This window comes from Sphingomonas sp. CV7422 (assembly GCF_027945725.1).
GTDB lineage: Bacteria > Pseudomonadota > Alphaproteobacteria > Sphingomonadales > Sphingomonadaceae > Sphingomonas > Sphingomonas kyungheensis.
Genome location: NZ_CP115900.1, coordinates 2,475,563 through 2,488,485, shown reverse-complemented (window position 1 = coordinate 2,488,485; position 12,923 = coordinate 2,475,563). Strand labels below are relative to the sequence as shown.

11 protein-coding genes are annotated in these 12,923 nt (G+C 68.2%); 5 read left to right on the top strand and 6 right to left on the bottom strand.

Going from position 1 to position 12,923, the window contains the following annotated elements:
- Positions 1–35: 35 nt before the first annotated feature.
- From PBN85_RS11845 to PBN85_RS11835, 3 genes are all read right to left on the bottom strand, one after another.
- On the bottom strand, positions 36–1,103 hold the full coding sequence (locus PBN85_RS11845; protein WP_271299127.1) for a hypothetical protein: 1,068 nt from the start codon (positions 1,101–1,103) through the stop codon (positions 36–38).
- Positions 1,100–2,803, bottom strand: coding sequence for a molecular chaperone HscC (locus tag PBN85_RS11840; protein ID WP_271299126.1), 1,704 nt, complete (start codon positions 2,801–2,803; stop codon positions 1,100–1,102). Before PBN85_RS11840 ends, PBN85_RS11845 begins: the two co-directional genes overlap by 4 nt.
- A 122-nt stretch (positions 2,804–2,925) precedes the next feature.
- Positions 2,926–3,582, bottom strand: a complete 657-nt coding sequence (locus PBN85_RS11835) for a prolyl hydroxylase family protein (protein WP_271299125.1) — start codon at positions 3,580–3,582, stop codon at positions 2,926–2,928.
- A gap of 91 nt (positions 3,583–3,673) precedes the next feature.
- Between PBN85_RS11835 and PBN85_RS11830 the strand changes: the two genes are divergently transcribed.
- From PBN85_RS11830 to PBN85_RS11815, 4 genes are read left to right on the top strand one after another with little or no spacing between them, the layout of a single operon-like run.
- A complete protein-coding gene (locus PBN85_RS11830) occupies positions 3,674–4,600 on the top strand; it encodes a bifunctional riboflavin kinase/FAD synthetase (protein ID WP_271299124.1) in 927 nt (308 codons plus the stop codon).
- Between the two features lie 56 nt (positions 4,601–4,656).
- Positions 4,657–7,443 carry an isoleucine--tRNA ligase gene (gene ileS / locus PBN85_RS11825; protein WP_271299123.1) on the top strand — a complete coding sequence of 929 codons (2,787 nt, stop codon included), beginning with the start codon at positions 4,657–4,659 and terminating at the stop codon, positions 7,441–7,443.
- Positions 7,436–7,945: a signal peptidase II gene (lspA, locus tag PBN85_RS11820; protein WP_037533159.1), complete on the top strand. Its 510-nt coding sequence runs from the start codon at positions 7,436–7,438 to the stop codon at positions 7,943–7,945. The genes ileS and lspA overlap by 8 nt, the downstream gene beginning before the upstream one ends.
- Positions 7,938–8,348, top strand: a complete 411-nt coding sequence (locus PBN85_RS11815) for a DUF3035 domain-containing protein (RefSeq protein WP_037533161.1) — start codon at positions 7,938–7,940, stop codon at positions 8,346–8,348. Before lspA ends, PBN85_RS11815 begins: the two co-directional genes overlap by 8 nt.
- A gap of 318 nt (positions 8,349–8,666) precedes the next feature.
- On the opposite strand, the gene metC is transcribed toward PBN85_RS11815, so the two are convergent.
- The 3 genes from metC to PBN85_RS11800 form a co-directional block, all read right to left on the bottom strand.
- Positions 8,667–9,869, bottom strand: a complete 1,203-nt coding sequence (metC, locus tag PBN85_RS11810) for a cystathionine beta-lyase (protein ID WP_271299122.1) — start codon at positions 9,867–9,869, stop codon at positions 8,667–8,669.
- Positions 9,859–10,722, bottom strand: a complete 864-nt coding sequence (gene sseA / locus PBN85_RS11805) for a 3-mercaptopyruvate sulfurtransferase (protein ID WP_271299121.1) — start codon at positions 10,720–10,722, stop codon at positions 9,859–9,861. The genes metC and sseA overlap by 11 nt, the downstream gene beginning before the upstream one ends.
- 61 nt (positions 10,723–10,783) lie before the next feature.
- Positions 10,784–12,328 carry a cryptochrome/photolyase family protein gene (locus tag PBN85_RS11800; protein WP_271299120.1) on the bottom strand — a complete coding sequence of 515 codons (1,545 nt, stop codon included), beginning with the start codon at positions 12,326–12,328 and terminating at the stop codon, positions 10,784–10,786.
- 29 nt (positions 12,329–12,357) lie between these two features.
- Between PBN85_RS11800 and queF the strand changes: the two genes are divergently transcribed.
- Positions 12,358–12,804 carry a preQ(1) synthase gene (gene queF, locus PBN85_RS11795; protein WP_037533167.1) on the top strand — a complete coding sequence of 149 codons (447 nt, stop codon included), beginning with the start codon at positions 12,358–12,360 and terminating at the stop codon, positions 12,802–12,804.
- Positions 12,805–12,923: the final 119 nt, after the last annotated feature.

Below are 12,923 nucleotides of genomic sequence, written 5' to 3'. Positions count from 1 at the left end.
GGCGTCCGGAGCTATCCCCGGTCGGACAGCTTGTCCTACGATCGATAGCCGGACCGGTGGGACATCATATTATAGGCCGCCACCCAGCCAATCGGCCCAATGGCGATGAGGACCAGGCACAGGAACAGGAAAGCGGCGCCACCGATCGTCCACACCAGATACTGCCAGATGCGGGCAAGGATCGCCTGCGTGCCGGGCTGGCGTCGGTCATACCAGGCGGCAGGCGACAGGCTCAGCAGCCACCGGCCGGCGCGGCGATACCAGCGGGCGTCGCGGCGGGTGAGATAGGCGTCCCACGCCGTCACGGCGGCCGGTGACACATCGTGGAGCGCGGTCGGGTGATGGCGCCGGATGACCCCCAGCAGCGCCGCGACCATCGCGGCCGGGCCGCCCCGCGGCGGCAGGCTCGGATCCCGCAGCAGCGCGAGCGCATAGACTTCGTCAAAGCGTTCGTCCGCACGGCCGTCGCGCTCGAGCGACTGGATCCAGCCGATGTCCCAATAGCGTTTCATCACCTCGCGGATGCGCGGCGGGCAATCCCAGCGCTCGGCCGTGGCGACCCAGTCGAAATGGTCGGCGGCGAGGATCAGCAGGGCGTCCGATCGCGGCATGCCGTCGATCGCGATGTCTATCGCCCAGCGTTCGATCTCGGCGGCATGAGCGATCGAGAGCATCGCGGGGTCTTGCAGGATCCGCGATGTGCGCGCGATCAGGTCGTCCCGTATCTCCGTCGTGGGCGTATCGCTCCAGATGAGCCGCTCGACGGCCTCGACGTCCGCCATCCACGCCGGCGGTGCGGCGGCGAGCGGCGCCGGGGCTTGCGCGGGCTCCGGGATGCGATTCGGCACCTCCGTAACGCTGGCGGGTGCGTCGGGTGCGATCCCGGCGTCGGTGTCCGACGCATCGAACGGCGCCGCCTCATCCTCGTCCGGCGATGCTCTGGCGAAGGCGCGCGCCTGTTCGAAGGCGTGGCGGAGAGCGATGAATGCCGCGGGCTCCCCCTCGGGATCGATCCGCTTCAGCTGCACGGCATAGGCGCGACGGATGCTCGCCTCGTCGCGCGTCGCGGCGATCTTCAGGCGGTGCCAGATCGCGTCGTTCATAGGAAGCGCTCGCCTTCCATGGCGTCGAGCATCGCCTCAAGCTCCCGGCGCAAATCGGCGATCGCATGTGGCTTCTGCCGGTCGAGCACGGCCTGGAAGGCCATGACCATCTGTCCGATCCGCTCGCGCTGGTCGCCGAGGAACGATTCGTAGCAGCGTTCGGCGCGGGCCATGGCCGCCGCATTGGGCGCCGCCTCGCGGGGATGGATCTTGAGCGCCGCCAGTGCGCTCCGCCGCGCATCGAGCGTGTCGGCGTCGCCATCCCCTTCGCTCACCACCCGTTGGAACGTCTGCTTGGTGATCGGGATCGTGACATCGACCTCAAGCAGGCCGCTCGCGTCATAGGAGAAGCGTACGTCCGCCCGCACCTCGCCGGCGGGCCGGGGCGGTACGGCGACCTCCACGGTATCGAGCAGGACGTTGTCCGATGCCCGTCGCGCCTCACCCTGATAGATCTGGAACTGGATCTTCGTTTGCCGGTCGACGATCGTCTGGAACCCGTGCGACCGGCTGAGCGGCACGACGCTGTTGCGCTCGATGATCGGCACGAAGACGTCATGGTGGAGGTTGCCGAAGGTATCGTGGTCGGCGGCGGCGACACCCAGCGTGAAGGGGCAAACGTCGGTCAGCCGCACCTCCTCCAAGGCGGCATCGCGTGCTTTCAGCCCGGCCTGTACCGCCGCCCCCAGCGCGACGGCATGATCGGGGTGGAGCGACGCATTGGGAAAGCGGCCGAACAGGCGCGTCACCGCGCGGCGGACGATCGGCATGCGGGTCGCGCCGCCGACCAGGACGATGTCCGACAGGCTGTCGCTGCGCAGGCCGCCGTCGCGGAGCGAGCGCAGCACCGGATCGCGCAGGCGGTGCAGCAGCGGCTCGGCCGCCGCCTCGAAGGCGTGCGCGGTGAGGGTGGCGACATGCTCCTTCCCGTCCCAGACGATCCGGAAGAGCGCCTCCTCGGCTTCGCTGAGCGTGCGGCGACACCGTTCGGCTGCCGCGCGCCACACCGCCTCGAACCGATCGGCGCGCGCGCCGCCCGCCAAGGCGTCGGCAGGATCGATCGTCTCGCGCGCGAGCCGCATGACGACATCGTTGAAGTCCTCGCCACCCAGCCGGTTGTCGCCGGCGGAGGCGCGCACCTCGACCACCCCGTCGAACACCTCGACCACCGACACGTCGAAGGTGCCACCGCCCAGGTCGAAGACGAGGAACGGCCCGCGATCCTGCCGGTCGTGAATGCCATAGGCGAGGGCGGCGGCGGTGGGTTCGTTGAGTAGCCGGTCGACCGTGAACCCCGCGATCTCGCCCGCGCGGCGTGTCGCCTTGCGCTGGCGATCGTTGAAATAGGCCGGCACGGTGATCACCGCATGCGTGACCGCTGCGCCGAGATACGCCTCGGCATCGCGTTTGAGACTGGCGAGCACCAGCGCCGAAAGATCCTCGGGCAGATAGGTGTGGCGGCCGAGCTGCATCGTCCTGCCGGTGCCCATCAGGCGTTTGAAGACGGTCGCGGTCTGCGCGGGGTGCGTCGACTGGCGATCCCGCGCCGGCCGCCCGACCAGCAGCTGCCCATCGTCGGCAAGGCTGACGGCGGACGGCGTCAACAGCTCGCCGAGCGCGTTCGGAATGAGCTCGGGCGCTCCGTTCCGGAAGCAGGCGACGGCACTGTTGGTCGTGCCGAGGTCGATGCCGACAATCATGAGAGGACCGCGCAGATGAGGATGAGACCATCTGTCTTTTAGGATGCGATCAGGCGATCCGCGTCGCGGCCCTTCGGTTTGGGGCGTGCCGGTCGGAAGTACCTGCGGTCACGCCGCCCGCGTCACGCCCACTCCCGCTCGCGATACCATTTGGTGATGACGTATTTGACGCCGGTGCGCACCTTCATCCCCTGGTGGAGGGTCGCCGGGTTGAGCGAGCCGTCGGGACGGCGGTTGTTCCAGGCGACGAGCTTGCCGGTTTCCGGCTGGATGATCTTGTCGACCGCCTTGAAGCGGGTGGCGCCGCCCGCCTCGGGCTGGTTGAGATAGACCATTACCGTCCAGGTGCGGTTGCCCGCCACCGAGCAATATTGCGCGAAGTCGGCGCCCTGCGGGTCGAAATAGTCGGTGTGGCCCTTGAATTCCTGGCCGACCGCGTAGCGCTGGCCCTGCAACGGCTCGCCATAAGCGGGGTCGAGGCCGGTGAAGGCGGAGAGGCGCGCCTCGACCGCCTGCACCACCGGATCGGTGGCGGAGAGGTCGCCCGTCTCGCTGGTGCGGAAGGTGGCGTCGCCGTTGGCATCGGCGATCGTCGACGGGCGACGCACCGCGTCGATCCGCTCGATCAGCGCCTCGCACAGCAGGGCGCCGATGAAGTCGCGCGCGATGAACAGGTCGAGCTTGGGGCTCGGCACCTTCTGCAGGCCGGGCTGGGCGAGCAGCCGCGCGACGATCGGCTCTGCGGCGAGGCCGTTGCCGAGGGAGGGGAGGGTCGTCATGCCCGCCCTTCTACCCGCGCCGGGGAGGGGGCGGAAAGAGGGCGTTTGCACCCTGTTGCCCGATCGCCGCGCGCGGCCTAAGGCGCGGGCGATGGAGCGGCTGGACGGTGGCTCGGCGGTGCCGTCGCATCTGGCGGGCGGGATCGTCGCGCTCGGCAATTTCGATGGCTTTCACCTCGGGCACCAGGCGGTGGTCGGTCGGGCGGTCGCGCGTGCGCGCGCCGAGGGGCGGCCGGCGCTGGTCGCGACCTTCGATCCGCACCCGGTGCGCCACTTCCGGCCCGACGCGCCGCCGTTCCGGCTGACCACGCCCGACCAGCGCCAGCGGCTGTTCGCCGCGGCCGGCGTCGATGCGATGGTCATCTTCCACTTCGACGCGGCGCTCGCCGCCCTGTCGGCGGAAGACTTCATCGCGACCGGGCTGCACCGTAACCTCGCCGCGGCGGGGGTGGTGACCGGCGAGGATTTCACCTTCGGCCATCGCAAGAGCGGCAATGTCGCCCTGCTCGCCGCGCGTGGCAGCGCGCACGGCTTCACTGCGGAGACGGTGGCGGCGGTGACGCTCGACGGCGAGCCGGTCTCGTCGACGCGCATCCGCACGTTGCTGCGCGCGGGCAAGCCGCGCGAGGCGGCGCGGCTGCTGACCCGGCCCTTCGCGGTCGAGGGAATCGTCCAGCACGGCGACAAGGTCGGCCGGACGATCGGCTATCCGACCGCCAATCTCGACATGGGCAAATATCTCCGTCCGGCGTACGGCATCTATGCGGTGACGGCGACGCTCGCCGACGGGCGGCGGCTGAACGGGGCGGCGAACCTCGGCATCCGGCCGACCTTCGATCCGCCGAAAGAGCTGCTCGAGCCGTATTTCTTTGATTTCTCGGGTGATCTTTATGGCCAGCCGATCGAGGTCGCACTGATCGACTATCTGCGCGCGGAGGCGAAATTCGACAGCCTCGACGCGCTCACCCGGCAAATGGCGCGCGATTGCGCCGCGGCACGGGCGTTGCTGGGCGGTTAACCGTTCGCGTTTATGCGCTTTGTGCTGACCGACACTCACGATAAGACGCGCCCCGTATGACCGACGCCCCAACAACCGCGCCAGACTGGCGCGACACCGTCTTCCTGCCGAAGACCGACTTCCCGATGAAGGCGGGCCTCGCCTCCAAGGAGCCGGCGATCCTCGAACGCTGGGCGCGGATCGGCGTCTATGACCGGCTGCGCGAGCAGCGCGCCGGGCGCGAGCGGTTCATCCTCCACGACGGCCCGCCCTATGCCAATGGCGACATCCATATGGGCCATGCGATGAACAAGGTGCTGAAGGACATCATCGTCCGCAGCCAGTCGCTGATGGGCAAGGATGCGCCCTACGTCCCCGGCTGGGACTGCCACGGCCTGCCGATCGAATGGAAGGTCGAGGAGGCGTATCGCGCCAAGAAGCAGAACAAGGACGAGGTGCCGGTCGCGCAGTTCCGCGCCGAATGCCGCGCCTATGCCGACCGGTGGGTCGGCGTGCAGCGCGACCAGTTCGCGCGGCTCGGCGTGATGGGCGACTGGGCCGATCCCTATCTGACGATGAACTACGACGCCGAGGCGGCGATCGTCGGCGAATTGCTCAAATTCGCCGAGAGCGGCCAGCTCTATCGCGGCGCCAAGCCGGTGATGTGGTCGCCGGTCGAGAAGACCGCGCTCGCCGAGGCGGAGGTCGAATATGAGGACGTCGTCTCGACGCAGATCGACGTCGGCTTCGAGATCGCCTCCGCGCCGGAGGCCGAGCTGCTGGTCGGCGCGATTGCGGTGATCTGGACGACGACGCCGTGGACGATCCCGGTCAACCAGGCGCTCGCCTATAATCCGGCGCTCGATTACGTGCTGTTCGAGAGCGGCGGGCGGCGCTTCCTCGTCGAGGAAAACCTGCTGCCGGCGTTCGGCAAGCGCACCGGCCTTGCGGTCGACAGCGTCGTCGCGCTGGTCAAGGGCAGCGCGCTGGAGGGCGCGACCGCACGGCATCCGATGCACGCGCGCGGCGGCTTCTTCGCGCGGCCGCGGCCGTTCCTCAGCGGCGACTTCGTCACCAGCGACGCGGGCACCGGCCTCGTCCATATGGCGCCCGACCATGGCGAGGACGATTTCCTGCTGTGCAAGGCGAACGGGCTCGAACCCGTGTTCGCGGTCGACGGCGCCGGCATGTACCGCGCCGACTGGCCGTGGCTGGGCGGGCAGGGCAGCGTCATCAACAAGAAGTTCGTCGGCAGCGACGGGCCGATCTGTTCGGACCTGCGCGAGGTCGGCGCGCTGCTCGCGGCGTCGGACGATTTCGCGCACAGCTATCCGCATTCGTGGCGGTCGAAGGCGAAGGTGATCTTCCGCGCGACGCCGCAATGGTTCATCCCGATGGACCGGCCGATCCTCAACGGCGGTGAGGGGGCAAGCAACGGCGCGACGCTGCGCGAGACCGCGCTCGACGCGATCGAACATACGCGCTGGGTGCCGGCGCGCTCGCAGAACCGCATCCGCTCGATGGTCGAGGGGCGGCCCGACTGGGTGATCAGCCGCCAGCGCGCCTGGGGCGTGCCGATCGCGCTCTACGTCGATCGCGCCACCGGCGACTATCTCAACGATCCCGCGGTCAACGCGCGGATCATCGCCGCCTTCCGCGACGGCGGGGCGGATGCGTGGTTCACCGCGGATCACCAGACCTTGCTCGGCGCGGATCATGACCTCGCCGATTACGAACCGCAGAACGACATTCTCGATGTCTGGTTCGACAGCGGCTCGACGCACGTCTTCACCGTCGAGGCGCGCTATGGCGCGGACGTCCGCGCCAACCTCTATCTGGAAGGCAGCGACCAGCATCGCGGCTGGTTCCAGTCGTCGCTGCTCGAAAGCTGCGGCACGCGCGGCCGCGCGCCCTATGATGCGGTGCTGACCCACGGCTTCGCGCTCGACGGGCAGGGGCGCAAGATGTCGAAGAGCCTCGGCAATGTCGTCGATCCGCTCAAGGTGATCGGCGAGAGCGGCGCCGACATCCTGCGCATGTGGGTCGCATCGACCGACTATTTCGACGACGTGCGGATCGGCAAGGAGGTCCTCGGCACCGCGTCCGACGCCTATCGCAAGCTGCGCAACACCTTCCGCTATCTGCTCGGCGCACTCGACGGCTTCACCGAGGCGGAGCGGGTGCCGGTCGCGGCGATGCCGGAGCTGGAACGCTATGTGTTGACCCTGCTCGGCCAGCTCGACATGGACCTGCGCGAGGCGGCGGACGGTTATGAGTTCAACCGCTATCTGCGCCGGCTGACCGATTTCGCCAACGAAGATCTGTCGGCCTTCTTCTTCGATATCCGCAAGGATTCGCTCTATTGCGACGCCGCGGACGATCCCAAGCGGCGGGCGTATCGGACGGTGCTCGACACGCTGTTCCACGCGCTCGTCCGCTATGCCGCGCCGATCCTCTGCTTCACCGCGGAAGAGGTGTGGCAGGCGCGCTTCCCGAGCGAGGACGGATCGGTCCATTTCCTCGAATGGCCCGAGCTGCCGGCGCTGCCCGGCGATCAGCCGCTCGCCACCGACTGGGCCGACGTCCGCCGGCTGCGCGCGACGGTGACCGAGGCGATCGAGCCGCTGCGCCGCGCGAAGACGGTGCGCTCCAGCCTGGAGGCGGAGGTGACGGTGCCGGCGCTGCCGCTGTCCGCCGCCGCGCTCGCCGAGACGTTCATCGTCGCCGATGTCGCGCAGGGCGAGGACGTCACCGTGACGCGGACCGATTACCACAAATGCGGGCGCTGCTGGCGACACCTGCCCGAGGTGACGGTGGACGGCGCCTTGTGCAACCGCTGCGCTGAGGTCGTCCAGCATGCGTAAGCTGCCGATCGCAGGCCTCGCCACCGCCGCCGTGCTGTTCGTCGTCGACCAGCTGACCAAGGTGACGATCACCGACGTGTTGCAGCTCAACGAGCTGACCGCGGAGCGGACGGTGACGTCGTTCTTCAACCTGCGCTTCGTCGCCAATCACGGCATCTCGCTGGGGCTGCTCCATGCCGACAGCAACACGATGCGCTGGGGGCTGGTCGCGATGACCGGGGCGATCGCGCTGGCGGTGGCGATCTGGATGACGCGCGAGCCGCAGCGCGGCGATCAGATGGCGCTGGGCGCGGTGCTCGGCGGCGCGCTCGGCAATATCGTCGACCGGGTGCGGTTCGGCTATGTCGTCGACTTCGCCGACCTGCATTTCGGTGACTGGCGGCCGTTCCTCGTCTTCAACGTCGCCGATGCGGCGATCACCCTCGGCGTGCTGGTGCTGCTTGTCCGCGCGCTCCTGATGCGCGACAAGCGCGACATTCCCTCGGAGAATCCCCATGCGTAAGTCAGTTCCGATTCTCGCCGGCCTCGCCTGCGTCGTCCTCCTCTCGGGCTGCGGCAAGCGTGGCTATGACCGGGCGCGTCCCGACGAATTCGCCGTCGCCCGTCAGGCGCCGCTGGTGATCCCGCCCGATTATGCGCTGGTCCCGCCGCAGCCGGGCGCCGCCCGCCCGCAGGACAATGCCAACAGCGCCCAGACTCTCGACGCGCTGTTCGGCGGCAACACGCAGCGCAGCGCCGCCGAGAATGGCGTCGTCAACCAGGCCGGCGGCGACGTCGCCGATACCGGCATCCGCTCGTCGGTCGGCGATCCGGCGACCAACGTCGTCGACAAGGGCACGACGACGCGCGACATCGTTGCGGCGCCCGAGGGCGACGGTCAGGACGCCCGCGCGTCTGCGCAGTAACGCCGCGGGCGGGATAACCGACTGAGCTTGGTGGTAGGTTGGCGTGCATTTCGGCGGGCACGAAGCCGCTGCCGATTTCTTATCCCCACCCCGGCGGAGGCCGGGGTCCAGGTGGGAAAGCAGTCGCGAGCTGTCACGGAGCTTGATCCAACCGAACCCCGGCCTTCACCGGGGTGGGGCTCAGGATAGCGCAAAGGATTGTCGTGTCCGACGATCTGCGAAGATAGGGCCACATCGCAGCGGAGCGAAGCCGGACGCTTCGCGACCCTGGGCTCCTGCGTCCGCAGGAACCCCCGCCGGGTCTGACGAAGGCCCCCTCTACAAAGCCGCGCGGAACGCCGCCAGGCCGCGGTCGAGGTCGGCGATGAGGTCGTCCGCATCCTCCAGGCCGATCTGCAGGCGGACCAGCGGGCCGGCATAGTCGCGCGGTGCGGCGGTGCGGATGCGCGCCGGGTCGGCGGGGATGGCGAGGCTTTCGAACCCGCCCCAGCTGTAGCCGATGCCGAACAGCTCCAACGCGTCGATCAGCGCCGCGCGTGACGCCTCGCCGCCGCCGTCGAGCACGAAGGAGAAGAGGCCGCTCGATCCCTTGAAGTCGCGCACCCATGTCGCGTGACCGGGGCAGGCGGGCAGCGCCGGATGGAGCACCTGCGCGACCTCGGGCCGCGTTTCCAGCCAGCGCGCGACGGCCAGCGCGCTGCGCTGATGCTGCGCGAGCCGCACCGCCATCGTCCGCAGGCCGCGGCTGCCGAGCCAGCTGTCGTCGGGCGAGGCGACCTGGCCGAGCTGGAAGCTCATGTCGCGCAGCCGCGCGAAATGGCCGGGCGCAGCGGTCACCGAGCCGAGCATCGCATCGCTGTGGCCGACGACATATTTGGTCGCGGCGAGGATGGTGAGGTCGACCCCCTGTTCGATTGCGGGGAAGAACAGCGGCGTCGCCCAGGTATTGTCGAGCAGGGTGACCAGCCCGTGGCGCTTGGCGACGGCGACGATCGCCGGCACGTCCTGCACCTCGAAGGTCAGGCTGCCCGGGCTTTCCATGAAGATCGCCCGGGTCGCCGGGCCGATCAGCGATTCGATCCCCGCGCCGATCAGCGGATCGTAGAAGCGCGTGGTGATGCCGAAGCGCTTGAGCAATTGCATCGCCTGCCCGCGGGTCGGGTCATAGGCGCTGTCGACCAGCAGCAGCTCGTCGCCGGGCGACAGCACCGACAGCAATGCCGCGGCGATCGCCGCCACGCCCGACGGATAGAGGAAGGTCGCCTCCGCACCGGGTTCGAGGCTGGTCAGCGCATCGGCGAGGCTCCATTGCGTCGGCGTGCCGCGGCGACCGTAATACAGGCGGTGATGCGTGTCGCGCCCGGCATTGGCGCGCAGATCGGCGATGCTGTCGTAGAGGATCGTCGAGGCGCGCCACACCGGCGGATTGACGATGCCCTGCGTCCATTCGGCGCGTCGCCCGGCCTGGACGACGCGGGTCGCGTCGGCCAGGTCACGGTCCTTGCTCGCTTTATCCGTCAACTGTCTCTCTGGCTCCCATGGCCTTGGGGGTCGAGCGATCGGCGCCCCATTCCGACCAGCTGCCGTCATAGATCGGCATCGCCTTGCCGACCAGATGCGCGCCGAAGGCGAGCACCGCCGCGGTGATGCCCGAGCCGCAGGTCGCGACCATCGGCCGGTCGAGATCGACCCCCGCCGCGGCGAACGCCTCGCGCAGGGCGTCGCCCTGTTTCCACGTGCCGTCGGCATTGAACAGCTTGCCCTGCGGCAGGTTGCGCGAACCGGGGATATGGCCGGCGTGAGTCGCGGGGCGCGGATCGGGCTCCTCGCCGGTGAAGCGCGCGGCCGAGCGGGCGTCGACCACCTGTTCGGCGCCGCTGTCGATATTGGCCTTCATCTGGTCGAGCGTGCGGACGTTGCCGCGATCCGACCAGACGGTGAAATGGCGGTGGCGCAACGCCTCCCGGCCGCTCGCCGTCGGTCGGCCCTCCGCCTGCCATGTGGCGAGGCCGCCGTCGAGGATCGCGACGTCATGCGCGCCGAAGGTGCGCAGCATCCACCAGGCGCGCGCCGCCGTGTGATGCGGCGAATTGTCGTAGAGCACGATGCGGCTGCCGTCGCCGAGGCCGAGGCTCTGCATGCGGCTGGCGAATTTCTCGGCGCTGGGCAGCATCATCGGCAGGTCGCTGTCGGTATCGCGCAACTCGCCGAGGTTGAGGAACACCGCGCCGGGGATATGCGCGGCCTCATATTCGGCGGCGGCGTCGCGCGGCGCTTCGCCGGGGAAGTTGGCGAAATAGGTGGCATCGACGATCCGCAGATCGCTTGCGCCCATCTCCGTCGCCAGCCATTCGGTGGTCACCAACGCGTCCATAGCATTCCTCCTGCACATAGCTTGACCGGGCGAACGACTGGGGAGGAATGCCCGCCGCCGGTCAATAGCCGGCCGGACCCGATGCGTCCAGTGCTTGCAAGAATGTTTCGGCCTGACCTAGCGTTTCGTTACGAGATTGCGCAGATTGCTTGTCCCACGTGCTGTAGGGCATCCGCAGCCGCATCTTGTCGCCGAGCTTGTCGCGGTGGCGGTGCAGGAAATCCCAGTAGAGCGCGTTATAGGGGCAGGCGTTCTCGCCGACCCGCTTGCGCACGTCGTAGCGGCAATGGCCGCAATAGTCGCTCATCCGGTCGATATAGGCGCCCGACGAGATATAGGGCTTCGATCCGAGCAGGCCGCCGTCACCGAACTGGCTCATGCCGAGCGTATTGGGCAGCTCGACCCATTCATAGGCGTCGATATAGACTTCGAGATACCAGCGATGCACTTCGGCGGGGTCGGCACCGATCAGCAGCGCGAAATTGCCGGTGACCATCAGCCGCTGGATATGATGGGCATGCGCGGTGGCGATCGTTTGGCCGATCGCCTCTTTCAGGCAATGCATGTCGGTGTCGCCGGTCCAATACCAGCCGGGCAGCTGCCGATGATGGTCGAGGAAATTGCGGCTGACATAGTCCGGCCCCTCGCGCCAATAGATGCCGCGCATGTATTCGCGCCAGCCGATGATCTGGCGGACATAGCCCTCGACCGAATTGAGCGGCGCGCGGCCCGCCTCATATTCGGCGACGGCACGGCGGCAGAGGTCGAGCGGATCGAGCAGGCCGGCGTTGATATAAGGCGACAGGATCGAGTGCCACAGATAGCGCTCGCCGGTCAGCATCGCATCCTCATAGTCGCCGAACCTGGGCAGCGCCTGGTCCAGGAAATAGGCGGCCTGTTTTTCCGCCTGCGCGGCGGTGACGGCATAGCCGAAGCCGTCGAGCGTGCCGGGATGATCTGCAAAATGCTCGGCGACCAGCGCGAGCACCTCGCGGGTGGTCACGTCTGGCTTGAAGACATGCGGGTGCGGCATGAACAGGTCGGCCTTGGCGGGCTTGCGATTCTCCTTGTCGAAGTTCCAGCGGCCGCCGACCGGGTCCTTGCCGTCCATCAACAGCCCGGTCTTGCGCCGCATGACGCGATAGAAGAATTCCATCGTCAGCTGCTTGCGGTCCTTGGCCCAGGCCTCGAACTCGGCATGGTCGCAGACGAAGCGGTCGTCGCCGCGGATCTCGACCGGGGTGCCGAACAGCGTCTGCCAGCCGTCGATCATCGCGACGACGCGCCATTCGCCCGCCTCGGTGACGACGATCCGGTCGGGGGCGTGGCGCTGCACCGCGCGGGCGATCTCGCCGGTGAAGGAGCCGCTGTTGGCGGGATCGTCGAGGCGGACGTAATCGACCGTCCAGCCGACGTTTTGCAGTGCCGCGGCGTGATGCCGCATCGCCGAAAGGATGAAGGCGATCTTCTGCTTGTGATGGCGGACATAGGTCGTCTCGTCGCCAACCTCCATCATCAGCACGACTGTCTCCGCCGGATCGGCGTCGCGCAGCGACGACAGCGTCATGGTGAGCTGATCGCCGAGTACGGGAACGAGCGTTTTCATATCGGGGTCGACGTCCTACATGGCGGGGCATGACCCCCAAGCATCTCGGCCAGACCAGCCAGCTGCCCGCTTCTCCCGAAGAGGCGGTGCTCGATTATGTTCCCAATCCGCGCGTCGGCACGACCTATCTCGTCCGTTTCGCGGTGCCGGAGTTCACCTCGCTCTGTCCGGTGACCGGCCAGCCCGACTTCGCGCATCTCGTCATCGACTATGCGCCCGGCGAGACGATCGTCGAATCGAAGTCGCTCAAGCTGTTCCTCGGCGCGTTCCGCAACCATGCCGGCTTCCACGAGGATTGCACCGTTGGCATCGGCCAGCGGCTGTTCAGCGAGATGAAGCCGCTGTGGCTGCGCATCGGCGGCTATTGGTATCCGCGCGGCGGCATCCCGATCGACGTCTTCTGGCAATCGGGCGCGCCGCCCGCTGACCTCTGGCTGCCCGATCAGGGGGTTGCGCCGTACCGCGGGCGAGGTTGATCCAAATCAGCCCGATCCTTTGGTTGCACTGCAACAACCATGCAACCTTTGGGCCGGGCGCGTGTTCATCCTGTTGCAAGGTCATGGGTGCGCCCTGATCGGCATCAATGAAGGGACGG

What these genes read in the sequence shown, in the direction of transcription:
- PBN85_RS11800 (WP_271299120.1), bottom strand. Translation starts at nt 12,328, where the DNA reads ATGAAAACGCTCGTTCCCGTACTCGGCGATCAGCTCACCATGACGCTG.
- sseA (WP_271299121.1), bottom strand. Translation starts at nt 10,722, where the DNA reads ATGGACGCGTTGGTGACCACCGAATGGCTGGCGACGGAGATGGGCGCA.
- PBN85_RS11815 (WP_037533161.1), top strand. Translation starts at nt 7,938, where the DNA reads ATGCGTAAGTCAGTTCCGATTCTCGCCGGCCTCGCCTGCGTCGTCCTC.
- PBN85_RS11830 (WP_271299124.1), top strand. Translation starts at nt 3,674, where the DNA reads ATGGAGCGGCTGGACGGTGGCTCGGCGGTGCCGTCGCATCTGGCGGGC.
- queF (WP_037533167.1), top strand. Translation starts at nt 12,358, where the DNA reads ATGACCCCCAAGCATCTCGGCCAGACCAGCCAGCTGCCCGCTTCTCCC.
- PBN85_RS11835 (WP_271299125.1), bottom strand. Translation starts at nt 3,582, where the DNA reads ATGACGACCCTCCCCTCCCTCGGCAACGGCCTCGCCGCAGAGCCGATC.
- lspA (WP_037533159.1), top strand. Translation starts at nt 7,436, where the DNA reads ATGCGTAAGCTGCCGATCGCAGGCCTCGCCACCGCCGCCGTGCTGTTC.
- PBN85_RS11845 (WP_271299127.1), bottom strand. Translation starts at nt 1,103, where the DNA reads ATGAACGACGCGATCTGGCACCGCCTGAAGATCGCCGCGACGCGCGAC.
- PBN85_RS11840 (WP_271299126.1), bottom strand. Translation starts at nt 2,803, where the DNA reads ATGATTGTCGGCATCGACCTCGGCACGACCAACAGTGCCGTCGCCTGC.
- ileS (WP_271299123.1), top strand. Translation starts at nt 4,657, where the DNA reads ATGACCGACGCCCCAACAACCGCGCCAGACTGGCGCGACACCGTCTTC.